At 41.4% G+C, this 12982-nt stretch carries 15 protein-coding genes; 4 read left to right on the forward strand and 11 right to left on the reverse strand.

Annotation, left to right across the window (positions count from 1 at the left end; genetic code table 11):
* Positions 1-10 precede the first annotated feature (10 nt).
* The gene (locus MK480_RS03460; protein WP_049510125.1) at positions 11-340 is read left to right on the forward strand and encodes a hypothetical protein; all 330 of its coding nucleotides are present in this window, start codon (positions 11-13) and stop codon (positions 338-340) included.
* Between the two features lie 61 nt (positions 341-401).
* Here MK480_RS03460 and MK480_RS03465 read toward each other — a convergent pair whose 3' ends face one another.
* Together MK480_RS03465 and MK480_RS03470 are read right to left on the reverse strand one after the other, a co-directional pair.
* The gene (locus MK480_RS03465) at positions 402-1451 is read right to left on the reverse strand and encodes an ABC transporter permease (protein ID WP_268707198.1); all 1050 of its coding nucleotides are present in this window, start codon (positions 1449-1451) and stop codon (positions 402-404) included.
* Positions 1448-2179 (reverse strand): ABC transporter ATP-binding protein, encoded by a 732-nt coding sequence (locus MK480_RS03470; protein WP_050251578.1) that lies wholly within the window; start codon positions 2177-2179, stop codon positions 1448-1450. The genes MK480_RS03465 and MK480_RS03470 overlap by 4 nt, the downstream gene beginning before the upstream one ends.
* 67 nt (positions 2180-2246) lie before the next feature.
* On the opposite strand from MK480_RS03470, the gene MK480_RS03475 reads away from it, so the two are divergent.
* The 3 genes from MK480_RS03475 to MK480_RS03485 all read left to right on the forward strand — a co-directional run bounded on the left by MK480_RS03475 (position 2247) and on the right by MK480_RS03485 (position 3693).
* Positions 2247-2657: an HIT family protein gene (locus MK480_RS03475; protein ID WP_268707199.1), complete on the forward strand. Its 411-nt coding sequence runs from the start codon at positions 2247-2249 to the stop codon at positions 2655-2657.
* Between the two features lie 9 nt (positions 2658-2666).
* Positions 2667-2954, forward strand: a complete 288-nt coding sequence (locus tag MK480_RS03480) for a hypothetical protein (RefSeq protein WP_000777749.1) — start codon at positions 2667-2669, stop codon at positions 2952-2954.
* Positions 2955-3015: 61 nt separating this feature from the next.
* Positions 3016-3693: a hypothetical protein gene (locus tag MK480_RS03485; RefSeq protein ID WP_268707200.1), complete on the forward strand. Its 678-nt coding sequence runs from the start codon at positions 3016-3018 to the stop codon at positions 3691-3693.
* Between the two features lie 60 nt (positions 3694-3753).
* Here the strand turns inward: MK480_RS03485 and dnaJ are convergent, their stop codons facing one another.
* From dnaJ to glnA, 9 genes are all read right to left on the reverse strand, one after another.
* Positions 3754-4890 (reverse strand): molecular chaperone DnaJ, encoded by a 1137-nt coding sequence (dnaJ, locus tag MK480_RS03490; protein WP_001066308.1) that lies wholly within the window; start codon positions 4888-4890, stop codon positions 3754-3756.
* A 269-nt stretch (positions 4891-5159) separates the two neighbouring features.
* Positions 5160-5792 carry a DJ-1/PfpI family protein gene (locus tag MK480_RS03495; RefSeq protein ID WP_268707201.1) on the reverse strand — a complete coding sequence of 211 codons (633 nt, stop codon included), beginning with the start codon at positions 5790-5792 and terminating at the stop codon, positions 5160-5162.
* 215 nt (positions 5793-6007) lie between these two features.
* Positions 6008-7831, reverse strand: a complete 1824-nt coding sequence (gene dnaK / locus MK480_RS03500) for a molecular chaperone DnaK (RefSeq protein ID WP_000034683.1) — start codon at positions 7829-7831, stop codon at positions 6008-6010.
* Positions 7832-8306: 475 nt separating this feature from the next.
* Positions 8307-8831: a nucleotide exchange factor GrpE gene (gene grpE, locus MK480_RS03505; RefSeq protein WP_268707202.1), complete on the reverse strand. Its 525-nt coding sequence runs from the start codon at positions 8829-8831 to the stop codon at positions 8307-8309.
* Positions 8832-8857: 26 nt separating this feature from the next.
* Positions 8858-9892: a heat-inducible transcriptional repressor HrcA gene (hrcA, locus tag MK480_RS03510; RefSeq protein WP_268707203.1), complete on the reverse strand. Its 1035-nt coding sequence runs from the start codon at positions 9890-9892 to the stop codon at positions 8858-8860.
* Between the two features lie 163 nt (positions 9893-10055).
* On the reverse strand, positions 10056-10565 hold the full coding sequence (locus MK480_RS03515; protein WP_084947388.1) for a DUF2812 domain-containing protein: 510 nt from the start codon (positions 10563-10565) through the stop codon (positions 10056-10058).
* Between the two features lie 34 nt (positions 10566-10599).
* On the reverse strand, positions 10600-11175 hold the full coding sequence (locus MK480_RS03520) for a DUF2812 domain-containing protein (protein WP_084947385.1): 576 nt from the start codon (positions 11173-11175) through the stop codon (positions 10600-10602).
* On the reverse strand, positions 11175-11495 hold the full coding sequence (locus MK480_RS03525) for a PadR family transcriptional regulator (protein WP_268707204.1): 321 nt from the start codon (positions 11493-11495) through the stop codon (positions 11175-11177). Before MK480_RS03525 ends, MK480_RS03520 begins: the two co-directional genes overlap by 1 nt.
* A gap of 113 nt (positions 11496-11608) precedes the next feature.
* Positions 11609-12955: a type I glutamate--ammonia ligase gene (gene glnA, locus MK480_RS03530; protein WP_001122886.1), complete on the reverse strand. Its 1347-nt coding sequence runs from the start codon at positions 12953-12955 to the stop codon at positions 11609-11611.
* Positions 12956-12982: the final 27 nt, after the last annotated feature.

Genomic DNA, 12982 nt, shown 5'->3' on the forward strand with positions numbered 1-12982 from the left:
AGGAATTCTCATGACAGATACAGACCCTATCAAAAGAGCTCAGACTTTGATTACTGACTTAAACAAAGCCTACCAAGCATGCAGACAGGCAAGCGCTGACGACGTCCGCTTTCAGGAGCAACTAAACTCTATTCTTGGTTTTCTAGCCAAGGCTGAAACAGTAGATAATCGAGTCTTGATTGAACTGGAAAAATTTTACCAGACTTCCAGTCTTCTCATGGGACTCAGTGCTCTTGATCCAGATGCTCCTACTCGCGCCGCTTGGCGGGCCTATGACCGCTTTCACTTTGACCAAGTCAAGACCAAGTTGAGTCTCTACGGACCAACCATTATCTTGTAAAAAATAAAAGAAGCTGAGACAAACTGAACTCAACTTCTTTTTTAATATCATATAAGCAATGTTAGTCCTGCATCTGACGTTTTACCTGATAAGGTAGGTACAAGACTTGTAAAACCAAACCTGCACCCAGCAAGGCTAGAAGGGGCAGTTTTTCTTGGAAGGTAATCAACCCAACAACTAATTCCACAAGTAAAACAAAACTGGTCAATCCTCGGACTACAGCCTGTAAGCCTTTTTCCTTTTGCCCCTTGTCTAGTGGAAAAAGTTGAGTCAAATACTGGTAGTCAAAGGCATGATAGAGGGCCAGTAACTGGAAGAGCAAGAGGTAGTTAAAGAGAACCACCACTGCTGTCGCAATCCAAGCTTGCTCGATAAAGACCTGCGCCAGTATGGAAAGCAAGAGCAGACGGAGACTGAGCGCAAAGAGATCTCCATTTCGCAGATAAGAACGCAGATAGAGATTTTGCCAAATCTTCCCAGGCACCTTCTGAACAACCTTTAGGATAAAGTCCAGATAGGCACGACGCTTGACGCTGTTTGAAATTCCCTTGACCTGCGTAAAGAGGGCAAAGAAACGAAGCAAGACTTGCTTACGCTTGCTTTCTTGGGAAATAACATAGTCCCAGTCCAGTCTATTTTCAGTGAAAAATTTGCTGGCCTTTTGACGAAAGAGGAAATATTTACCTACCCCCAATAAAAGCACATAGACCAGAAAAACAGGCAAGCCATAATCCATGGCTAAAAATAAGGGAGCAAATAACAGCAAGAAAAGGGTCTGGACAAAGAGCCAAAAGACTAGGGAAATGCCAGTTTGACGCTTGAGATGGAGTTTGATTTCCTCTTCCCCAACCAAAAGAAAGAGCTTATCTGGAGCCTCCATATAGGTGGCAATTCCTCCCCAAAGCAAAAGTAAAACAGAGGTAATTCCTACAAACAAAAGGATAGGCCAATGATTTTCAGGAAAATCTTGCAAGAGTTGACTGTACTGGTAGGCTAAAAAGCCCAACAGGACAAGCAGGAACAAGACAAAGTGGTCATTGAGCACATAGCGCAGATAACCAAGACACTCCTTCCGAAAAGCCTGCTTTCTCTTTAAAAACAAGTCTTTCATAGCTCCTCCTCTTTGGTCAGAGCCAAGTAAATATCATTCAAACTAGCCTCAGGCATATCAAAGGCTTCGCGCAGCTGCAGGAGATTTCCTTTGGCACGCACCTCACCCTTGTGGAGAATGACAAAGGCATCACACATCTTCTCTGCCGAATCCAGCACGTGAGTACTCATGAGAATAGATTTGCCTTTTTGCTTTTCCACTTCCAAAAGCTGAATCAAGTCCGCAATAGCCAGCGGATCAAGACCAAGGAAAGGCTCATCCACGATGAAAAGACTCGGATCCACCACAAAAGCACAGATAATCATGACCTTCTGCTTCATCCCTTTTGAAAAATGAACAGGGAACCAGTCTAATTTCTGATCTAGACGGAACATTTTCAACAAAGGTTCCACTCGCTCAAAAGCCACTTTTTGCTCAATACCATACGCCATAGCAACCGTTTCGATATGCTCTCTAAGGGTCAATTCCTCATACAGGCTAGGTGTCTCAGGAATGTAGCCAATCTGCTTGCGGTAGCTAGTCGCATCTTCTTGCAGTGTCAAGCCATTGATATTGATGGAGCCACTATAAGGTGTCAACAGACCGATAATTTCATTAATAGTCGTCGATTTCCCAGCACCATTGAGACCAATCAGACCGACCAGCTGCCCACTTTCAACAGTAAAGGACACATCTTTCAAGACAGGGACATGGACATAGCCACCTGTCAGGTTTTTAATTTCTAACATATTTTCTCCAAATCTGGTATAATGTAGCTATATTATATCAAAATTCAATACAGTAGAGGTAGATTTTATGTCAGATTGCATTTTTTGTAAAATCATCGCAGGGGAAATTCCTGCTTCAAAAGTATATGAAGATGAGCATATCCTTGCCTTTCTTGATATCTCTCAAGTAACACCTGGACACACCTTGGTCGTACCCAAAGAGCACTATCGCAATCTTTTGGAAATGGACGCTACTAGCGCCAGCCAACTCTTTGCCCAAGTGCCAACAATTGCTCAAAAAGTCATGAAAGCTACCAAGGCTGCTGGCATGAATATCATTGCAAATTGTGAAGAAATCGCAGGTCAAACAGTCTTTCACACCCACGTTCACCTCGTACCTCGCTACAGTGCCGATGATGACCTCAAGATTGATTTTATCGCCCACGAACCAGACTTTGACAAACTCGCCCAAGTCGCTGAAACTATCAAAAACGCCTAAGGAGTTGCCATGAAATTATCCAACCTACTGCTATTTGCAGGAGCTGCAGCTGGAAGTTATCTGCTCACAAAAAATCGCCAAACCATCACAGATGAAGTCTTGAATACCACTGACCGCGTTCAAGCTATCAAGGACGATGTAGATATTATCCAAAACAGCCTGCAAATCATTGACCAGCAAAAAGAACTCATCAAGGAATACCAAGAAGACCTGACTTACAAGTTTAAGGTCTTGGAAAAAGATATCCAGACTAGACTAGCTGTGATAAAAGAAACACAGGAAATCGAAGATAAGTAAAAAGAGCCATGAACTTTCCTTAAATCTATTTTAGGTTGTCAGGGTCAAACAAAAAAGAGGAATGAAAATGAAACAGTTTTTTAAAATTCTGGCACAGATCATCCTAATCCCTTGTGGTTGCCTTAGCCTTCTTGCGGTCCTAGCATTTCTAGTACTGTTTTTTGCCTTCAGAGCCTCACCGATTGACATTCACAAGGGAAATAACGCCCTCAAACAAATCTTTACCTCCCTTGACATGCCTCCTAAGAAAGTAAAATCAAATGGAAGATATAAATACGAGGGTGGGGGCTTAAATTTTTATGTTACTTTCTCAGATGAGTTCATCAATAGCCATCCCGTCTTAAAAGAAAGTCCAAATCTCACCAAAAACCAACTCGAAGTCTATGTCCTACAGACTGGAGATATCTCCTACTATAAAGTAGGGGATAACTTGTTCAATCATGGTTTATTGCAATTTTTAAAGAAGGAAAGTAGGAATTATTTACAAGAAATCGGAAAGAAACCAAATCCTGATTACTCAGTTCTATATTGGAAGGATCAGGAAAGTCTAAAAAAGGGAATTGCATTCTATGAAAAAGCCTTGACTTTGGTGGATATTCAGGATAACTCTGCAATCAACCATATTGATACCGTTACCATTAAGCCTGGTAAAGAAGCGGAAATCAAGCAACTCATCCAAGATATGGATGCAGCTGGCTTGCTCAAGCAAAGGTCTGATAGAAAATCAGCCGATGAGTGATTGTTCCAATGCTAACATTACAAAGAATAAAGTAAAAAGAGCCCAACGGCTCTTTTTGTGTTATTCTCCTTCAAAGGCATCTTTAATATGGTCAAAGAAGCCCTTTTTCTTTGGATTGACTTTTAAATCACCTGCAGCTGCGAATTCTTTCAAGGCTGCTTTTTGGCGGTCATTCAAGCCTGTCGGTGTTACAACATTGACGGTAACGTATTGGTCACCAACTGCACCACCACGAAGACTCGGAGCTCCTTTGCCACGTAGACGGAATTTCTTACCAGTCTGAGTTCCCTCTGGGATAACCAATTCAACATCACCATGAACAGTTGGGATATCAACTGTGTCACCAAGAGCTGCTTGGACAAAGTTGAGGTTGAGATTGTAGAAGATAGTCGTTCCTTCACGTTCAAACTTGTCGCTGGCTTCCACAGAAACCACTACATACAAGTCACCATAAGGTCCACCGTTAAATCCAGCTTCACCTTGACCGGCTAGGCGAATTTGTTGACCTGTTTCCACACCAGCAGGGATTTTGACATGTACACTATGAGCTTGTTTTTCATGCCCTGTTCCGTGACAAGTTGTACATGGATCTTTGATTTCTTTTCCGCGACCGTGACAGACATCACAGGTCACTTGACGACGCATCATACCAAGCGGAGTCTGCGTATCAACATTAATGACACCAGCTCCATGACAGCGTCCACAAGTGACTGGACTTGTTCCTGGCTTAGCACCTGAGCCATTACATGTACTACAGCTTGCTTCACGATTGTACTTAACTTCTTTTTCAGCTCCAAAAATAGCTTCTTCAAAGGTCAAATTCACACGGTATTGGAGGTCATCCCCCTGACGAGGAGCATTTGGATTGCGTGAAGCACCGCCTCCGCCGAAGAAACTTGAGAAGATATCTTCAAAACCACCGAAGCCTCCTGCCCCATCGAAACCGCCGAAACCACCAGCTCCACCAAAACCACCGTTGGCTCCAGCAGCACCATATTGGTCATAGGCAGCACGTTTTTGGTCGTCACTCAAAGTCTCATAGGCTTCTTGAACTTCCTTGTACTTTTCCTCAGCACCAGGCTCCTTGTTGATATCTGGGTGGTATTTTTTCGAAAGCTTACGATAAGCCTTTTTGATCTCGTCTGCCGAAGCGTTTTTTGACACCCCCAGACGATCATAAAATTCAGTATTGTTCATAATTCAAGATACAAAGGGCGTCAAACGGACACAGCCAAAATAGGGGTTTTGACGACGGACGCTTGCGTCCTAGAAAAAACTATCTTTTTGGCACAGTCCGTAGCCCGTGTTCAGTTACGAACACCCTTGTTCCTTTCTATTGATATTTTGAATCAAACCTCGATTTAGGTCGGGTTCAATTCCTTTCTGTTATATTGAGTAAGAAATTTGGGAACCCGTGTTCAGTTACGAACACTCTTTGTTCCTTTCTATAATTTTCATGTAAATCTTTAGAGGCTGTTTTCTATACTCTGCTTCACTTGATTAAACTCTTCATCTGATAGAGTAAATATCAAATCCTCTTCAGCATACTCGTTCTGTTCTTTAAAATAATTGTCCGTATTCTCTGCCAACCCTAAACCGAAAATCACTTTTCTTGCAAACTCTTGATGTGCAAAACCGATAGCCGTAATAATTTGTTTATCTTGGACAAGAACTTTCGGTTGGAAATTCTCACGTGGAAGAAATTCAAAATAGTCAAAGAAGTTTTGCCAAATTCCACCTGTAAATTTCGTGTCGTTCAACAAGCCTGCTTTCGCCAATAAAAGTGGCGCTGAAGAAATGGCTGCAATTAGGATATCTTGCTCATTAAGACTTCTCAAAAACGAGATTAATTTCTCATCTTGTAGAACAGGACCTATATTTACCATTCCTGGCAAAATCACACAAGAATAATCTTCTATACGGATCTGATCCAATGTTTTTGTCGGTTGACAGGGCAAATCATCCTCAGAGACCACCATCGAATTCTCAGAAGCGACATAATCAATCGTGATATCAAAAGACAGAGCTAAAGTACTCGTTAAAGTGGTTATCTCATAAAGAGAGAAATTAGGATAAATGATACAAAGTACTTTTTTCATACGCAACATCCTCTATTTTATCGAAAAACAGAGGCTGGGTTGCAACCTCTGGATTTCTTCCTATCATTACGACGTTCGAGTTTTAAAAATCAAACTAGTAATGCTAAATCGAGCACGCCCTAACCTCTTGGTGAAAAAGACAAATCTTTCTAGAAACTAAAGTTTCTGCATCAGATTTCCTATTTTCACTGTGAGGTTTTAACGGGCTCTGCATCTTACTTTTCAGTAAACTCTCCGTCTACGACATCATCGCCTGCGTTTCCTGTTGCTTGTGCGCCTTCTGCTCCTGCTTGAGCTTGTTGGGCTGCTGCAGCTTGTTCGTAGAGTTTAACAGCAAGTCCTTGAGCTTTTTCGTTCAATGCTTCAAGTTTTGCTTTCATTTCGTCCAAGTTGTTATCTTCTTGAGCTTTCTTAAGGTCATCGAGAGCAGCTTGGGCAGCATCACGTTCTGCATCGAAGCCTTTTCCTTCAGTTTCCTTGATAGTCTTTTCAGTTGCGAAGATAGCTTGATCTACTTCGTTACGAAGATCAACTTCTTCTTTACGTTTCTTATCTGCTTCAGCGTTAGCTTCTGCATCTTTCATCATGCGGTCGATTTCTTCGTCAGTCAAACCTGAGTTAGATTGGATCACAATTGTTTGTTCTTTTTGAGTTCCAAGGTCTTTGGCCTTAACAGATACGATACCGTTCTTGTCGATGTCAAATGTTACTTCGATTTGAGGAATTCCACGAGGTGCAGCTGGGATGTCTGTCAATTGGAAACGTCCAAGAGTCTTGTTATCTGCCGCCATTGGGCGTTCACCTTGAAGAACGTGGATATCAACGGCTGGTTGGTTGTCTGCTGCAGTTGAGAAGACTTGTGATTTAGATGTTGGAATTGTTGTGTTACGGTCGATGAGTTTTGTGAAGACACCACCCATTGTTTCGATACCAAGTGACAATGGTGTTACGTCAAGAAGGACAACGTCTTTGACATCACCAGTAATCACACCACCTTGGATGGCAGCACCCATAGCAACTACTTCGTCAGGGTTTACTGATTTGTTTGGTTCTTTACCAGTTTCAGCTTTAACAGCTTCTACAACGGCTGGGATACGAGTTGACCCACCAACAAGGATAACTTCATCGATTTCTGACAAGCTCAAACCTGCATCTGAAAGGGCTTGACGAACTGGAACTTTTGTACGTTCTACAAGGTCACGAGTCAAATCATCAAATTTCGCACGAGTCAAAGTCATTTCCAAGTGAAGAGGTCCAGCCTCACCTGCAGTGATAAATGGCAAGCTGATTTGTGTTGAAGTTACACCAGAAAGGTCTTTCTTCGCTTTTTCAGCTGCATCTTTCAAACGTTGCATTGCCATCTTGTCAGTAGACAAGTCAATACCGTTTTCTTTCTTGAATTCTGCTACCAAGTGGTCAATGATTTTTTGGTCAAAATCATCACCACCGAGTTTGTTGTCCCCTGCAGTTGACAATACGTCGAAGACACCGTCACCCAATTCAAGGATAGAAACGTCGAATGTACCACCACCAAGGTCAAATACCAAGATTTTTTCTTCTTTGTCAGTCTTGTCCAAACCATAAGCAAGGGCTGCTGCTGTTGGTTCGTTGACGATACGTTCTACTTCAAGACCAGCAATTTTACCAGCGTCTTTTGTTGCTTGACGTTGAGCATCATTAAAGTAAGCTGGAACTGTGATAACTGCTTTAGTTACTTTTTCGCCAAGGTATTCTTCAGCGTAGCCTTTCAAGTATTGAAGAATCATAGCTGAGATTTCTTGTGGAGTGTATTCTTTTCCGTTAGCAGAAACTTTTTCAGAAGTTCCCATTTTAGATTTGATAGAGATAACTGTATCTGGGTTTGTAACTGCTTGACGTTTTGCAGCATCACCAACGATGATTTCGCCGTTTTTAAATGATACTACAGATGGAGTTGTGCGGTTTCCTTCTGGGTTTGCGATGATTTTTGATTCAGTTCCTTCAAGAACTGCTACTGCTGAGTTTGTTGTACCTAAGTCAATACCGATAATTTTAGACATGTGTTTTTCTCCTTAATTTTATCTTTTTTTCTTTTTGATACTCTTCTTAGGTGGCGGCGCCGTCAGAGCTTGACTTCGTCAATCTCTTTGACTAAACTTTGAGCCTAAGGTCTCAAAGTTTGCGCAAATAGCGCCACGGCGAAGAGTATCGCCTTTGGTTCGCTTCGCTCACTATTGCAAAGCTGAACTACTTTTTATCTTTCTTCATAGTTTATTGTCGTTTCGGACAAGTTTTCTATTATGTAAATTACGACACGAGGAGTCGAAATCGATTTTATTTCGACAACGAGTTAGTAAGGAGGCTAGGCAAACGCCATAGCGATTGCCGTTTTCTGACGAGTTGCTTCAGCAACCGTCAGAATCGCCTAATCGAACACGCCCTAAGCTCTGGGTAAAAAAGATAGATTTCCTTGTGTTCATCGAACACTTCGTCAATCTCCTATTTTTACTGTGAGCTTTTTACGGGCTTTGTATCTTAGTTGTACACCACCACCATTGCTGGGCGTAGGATGCGGTCATGGAGTTTGTAGCCTTTTTGGAAGACTTGGGCGATGGTATCTGCTGGGTGGTCATCGTCTGCTGGGAGAGTTTGGATGGCCATATGGTAGTTATGGTCAAATTCACCGTCAGCTGTGATTTCTTCGATTCCTTCTTCTTTCAAAGCGTGAATCAAGCTTTCTTGCACCATTTCCAATCCTTTTTTGACATCGTCTGTCAAACCTTCAACCGCGAGTGCACGCTCAAGGTTATCCAAAGAAGGGAGAATCGCTTTTGCCAAGTCCTGGCTACGATAACGTTGCAAGTTTTGACGCTCTTCATTGGCACGGCGTTGGATATTTTGCATTTCTGCATGAGCGCGAAGGTATTTGTTTTCGAACTCATCTGCACGTTCATTTGCCAAGTCCAATTCAGACTTCTCAGGAGTTGTTTCTTCTACCGTTTCCACAACTTCCTCTTCTTGGACTTCTTCTACTTCTTCATTTTTTATATCTTGGGCCATTTTCGCCTCCTTTAATGATTTCAATCTTAATGTACTTCGTAATGATTACTACTGAGGTAGCGGTAAAAATCTGTCAACTTCATGGTCAAAACACGATTGACTACATTGACTTGGTTGATTAATTGTTGGTAATCCAGATTGACCGGACCGATAATTGCTAGAATTCCAACTCCCCGATAAGGAATCAGGAACTTGCTACTAATCACCGCTAAGTCAGCCAAACAAGACTCTTGACTGTCTGCAACACGGACATTTTGCATCTGATCTTCATGCAGACCCTCACGAATCTCCAAGGCGACCTGTTGTGGCTGATCAAAGAACTGATAGGCTGCCAGATTGGCAAAATTCAAGAGATTAACCTTGCCCGCCACCACAATGTTTTCGTTGAACATTTCCTTAAAAATGTGTTCAAAGAGATCGATAACATTGTCCGTTGTTGTAAAGTAACGCTGGATAATCTGCGGAATCTCTGTCCGAATCTTGTAGTGAATATCCAGAACGGTGTGACCGAGGAAACGTTCCTGAATGATGCTCTTCAGTTTCAGCAAATCCTCCTGCAAAAAGTTCCTTGGAATCAGAAACTGACTAGTCACCGTTCGTGACTCGTCTAGGGTGAATACTGCCAAGGCTGTATGTTGCCCCAAAACAACGATATCAAAGGCTGTCAGACGTTGCCTGCTCGGCTCAACATCCAGTGCCACTACCGTACAGCCACTCAGGTCCGTCAGTAGATTAGCAGCTTCTTGCAGAATATCCTCCAGCTTGAAGAATTCCTGATCAAAGGCTTTAACAATCTCATAAACCTCATTTTCAGCCAGTCGGTCAAAATCCAGTGAGTGTTTCACATAGTACTGAAAGCCAGCAACACTTGGCATCCGACCACTTGAAGTATGAGCCTTCTCAAGCAAACCTTGCTTTTCTAGAGCCGCCATGTCATTACGAATGGTTGCACTGCTAGAGTTAATAGACTCTTGCAAGGCTTTGGATCCGACAGGTTCGTGCGTTTTGGTAAAGATGTCAATAATCAGATTTAAAATATCCTGCTGACGCTCTGTAACCATCTCATCACTCCTCTCTGTCTGATCGATTAGCACTCGATACACTCAAGTGCTAACTTATGATTCTATTATACACCCTTAAAAGAGAATGTCAAGATAAAAACTCAAAAAATTAGCACTCTTTTGTCAAGAGTGCTAAAAATCAGTCTGAAGACCTAGAACCTTGCTATTCATCTACTTGGTATTTCCTTTTTAATCTGAAATAACCATAGATTAGATAAGAAATCATAAAAGCATATAGAGCAAAAATGATGAAGAAAGACATGGAAAGATCTTCTCTAAACAAACTCATACAAACAACTAGACCTCCAGAGATAGAGGTTACACATGAACGAAATCCTGATTTCACACCTTCCCATCTAAGTCGATTATCTATAAAAGATTGATCGTTTGAAACTATATCACCAGTTGCCTTTCGGAAAACAGAATAAGAACATCGCTCCACAAACTCCCAGCCTCTATCCTTAATACTTTGCAACACTATCTCATTCTTTCTAAGGTAGCTAGTATTCCATACACTGTACATCACATCATCTGGTTGGCACTGTTCAAAATAGAAAAAACCAAAACGATTAGTTCTATATCTCCAACCTTTCAAGTGCATCTCATGTAAATATTCTTCTTCCTTGTCCAAATCAACTATTGTAAAAATCCGAAATTGTACTTCACTATTCATTGTCTTACCTCCAGATTAGAAAACAGGTATTGCTTCATTTATCAGATAATTCTTTCCATTTTTGAAACAATCTCCAAAAAATATAAGAAATCTGAACCACAAGAGCCAACAATAAAACACAATCTATGATAGCAAGCAAAAACACTAGCCCGCTAAAAACGTCTCTTTCATTGAGCAACTTTAAGAACAACGGAATCAACATTGACAAGAAAAACAAAACAGGAAGCAACCGCAGTCTTAAAATCCGATTAACCATATCCAACTTCCCAGTAGCATCATTATAAATTTCAAACTCCGCATCCGACTCAATTTCAGAATGTGCTTTTCTAAAGTAGGAAAAACCATTAAAGTTTGTAATATGCTCCCAGCCACAGTCTTTAAATAGTTGTAAATAGGAGGCTCTCTCTGATTTTTTCATGGGATAAAAGTCCAACTGATAAGACACTTGTTCAGGCTGACACTTTTCAAAGGTATACTTAACTGCAAACAACAAGATAGAATAGCTTACTTTCCTAAGTTTCCAGCCCTGAGCATGCATTTCTCTGAGATAGAAAGCCTCTATATCATAATCCGCAATGGTACAAATTCTATAAACAACCTTCTTTTCCATCAGAGCTCCTCCCGACTGTTTCTATAGAGCCGTTCAATACGCTTCAATTCAATATCTAAGACTTTTCGTCCCAAGTCTGTGATCTGATAGATTTTACGCTTCTCCTCTTCTAGGACAAAGGAAATCAAACCATCCTTTTCCATCTTTGACAATGTTCCATACATAGTCCCAGGACTAATCGAAACTTGCGAATCTGTCATCTCCTTGACCTTTTGCGTAATACTATAACCATGACCTTCCTTTTGCAGACAGAACAAGATATAAAAACCCGTTTCCGTCATGGGAAGATAAACTCGACGAATCTTATCCGTTAATTCCATTTGTAGCCACCTCCTATCCAGTTCGATATATCGCACTTCGTTATATAAAATATATCACACCTCGATATAAAACGCAAGAAAAAAGATCACCCACAGGCAATCTTTCTTCTATATTAGTAAAGGTCTAAATAATTATCAATTTCCCATTGTGAAACGAAGGTTGCATAACTTGCCCATTCGATTCGTTTAGCTTCAAGGAAACTAGTATAGATATGTTCTCCAAGAGCCGCTCTGACAACTTCATCTTCAGTCAGAGCTTTCAAAGCGTTGTGAAGAGTTGATGGAAGGTCTGTAATACCAGCTTCCTTGCGCTCTTCTGCTGTCATGATGTAGATATTTTCTTCAATAGGAGCTGGTGCTTCGATTTTATTTTCAATACCATGCAAACCAACTTCCAATAGAACTGCCATAGCGATATATGGGTTTGCCATTGGGTCTACCGAACGCAACTCAAGACGAGTTCCCATACCACGTGAAGCAGGCACGCGCACAAGTGGCGAACGGTTACGGCCAGCCCAAGCAATATAAACAGGCGCTTCATAACCTGGAACCAAACGTTTGTATGAGTTAACCGTTGGGTTCATGATAGCAGTATAGTTGTAGGCATGTTTGATCAAACCACCAAGGAAATGGTAGGCCGTTTCAGACAACTGCATTCCTTTTGGATCATTTGGATCAAAGAAGGCATTATTTCCTTCTGCATCAAACAAGGACATATTACAGTGCATACCTGATCCGGCAATACCAAATTTTGGTTTAGCCATAAAGGTTGCGTAAAGGCCATGTTTGCGAGCAATGGTTTTAACAACGAGTTTAAAGATTTGAATCTTATCACAAGCACGGAGAACTTCATCGTACTTGAAGTCAATCTCATGTTGTCCAACCGCAACCTCATGGTGACTCGCTTCTACTTCAAATCCCATTTTGGTCAAGACATTGACAATCTCACGACGTGTATTGTCCGCAAGGTCAGTAGGCGCCAAATCAAAGTAACCACCCTTGTCATTTACTTCAAGTGTTGGGTCCCCATTTTCATCCAATTTAAATAGGAAGAATTCTGGCTCTGGTCCAAGGTTGAAAGATTTGAATCCTACTTCTTCCATATGACGAAGAGCACGTTTCAAATTGCCACGAGGGTCACCTGCAAATGGTTCACCTTCTGTTGTATAGACATCACAGATCAAACCTGCAACACTTCCATTTTCATCTCCCCAAGGGAAGACTGTCCATGTATCCAAGTCAGGGTACAAGTACATATCCGACTCATTGATACGTACAAAACCTTCGATTGAAGATCCATCAAACATAGCCTTGTTTGACAAGACTTTATCTAACTGTTCATCTGTAGCAGGAATTTCGACGTTTTTCATGGTTCCCAAAATATCTGAGAACATGAGACGGATAAAGGTAACATTTTTTTCCTTGACTTCACGACGAATATCTGCAGCTGTGATTGGCATGAGTTTTCTCCTTAATTATGAGTACTT

Source organism: Streptococcus mitis (assembly GCF_026782895.1).
In the GTDB taxonomy this organism is placed as follows: Bacteria; Bacillota; Bacilli; order Lactobacillales; family Streptococcaceae; genus Streptococcus; species Streptococcus mitis_CB.

Bases quoted from the DNA above. Each gene is read 5' to 3' on its own strand.
- hrcA (WP_268707203.1), bottom strand. From the start codon at position 9,892: ATGGTTACAGAGCGTCAGCAGGATATTTTAAATCTGATTATTGACATC.
- MK480_RS03495 (WP_268707201.1), bottom strand. From the start codon at position 5,792: ATGAAAAAAGTACTTTGTATCATTTATCCTAATTTCTCTCTTTATGAG.
- glnA (WP_001122886.1), bottom strand. From the start codon at position 12,955: ATGCCAATCACAGCTGCAGATATTCGTCGTGAAGTCAAGGAAAAAAAT.
- dnaJ (WP_001066308.1), bottom strand. From the start codon at position 4,890: ATGAACAATACTGAATTTTATGATCGTCTGGGGGTGTCAAAAAACGCT.
- MK480_RS03520 (WP_084947385.1), bottom strand. From the start codon at position 11,175: ATGGAAAAGAAGGTTGTTTATAGAATTTGTACCATTGCGGATTATGAT.
- MK480_RS03465 (WP_268707198.1), bottom strand. From the start codon at position 1,451: ATGAAAGACTTGTTTTTAAAGAGAAAGCAGGCTTTTCGGAAGGAGTGT.
- MK480_RS03515 (WP_084947388.1), bottom strand. From the start codon at position 10,565: ATGAATAGTGAAGTACAATTTCGGATTTTTACAATAGTTGATTTGGAC.
- MK480_RS03470 (WP_050251578.1), bottom strand. From the start codon at position 2,179: ATGTTAGAAATTAAAAACCTGACAGGTGGCTATGTCCATGTCCCTGTC.
- MK480_RS03525 (WP_268707204.1), bottom strand. From the start codon at position 11,495: ATGGAATTAACGGATAAGATTCGTCGAGTTTATCTTCCCATGACGGAA.
- grpE (WP_268707202.1), bottom strand. From the start codon at position 8,831: ATGGCCCAAGATATAAAAAATGAAGAAGTAGAAGAAGTCCAAGAAGAG.
- MK480_RS03475 (WP_268707199.1), top strand. From the start codon at position 2,247: ATGTCAGATTGCATTTTTTGTAAAATCATCGCAGGGGAAATTCCTGCT.
- MK480_RS03460 (WP_049510125.1), top strand. From the start codon at position 11: ATGACAGATACAGACCCTATCAAAAGAGCTCAGACTTTGATTACTGAC.
- dnaK (WP_000034683.1), bottom strand. From the start codon at position 7,831: ATGTCTAAAATTATCGGTATTGACTTAGGTACAACAAACTCAGCAGTA.
- MK480_RS03485 (WP_268707200.1), top strand. From the start codon at position 3,016: ATGAAAATGAAACAGTTTTTTAAAATTCTGGCACAGATCATCCTAATC.
- MK480_RS03480 (WP_000777749.1), top strand. From the start codon at position 2,667: ATGAAATTATCCAACCTACTGCTATTTGCAGGAGCTGCAGCTGGAAGT.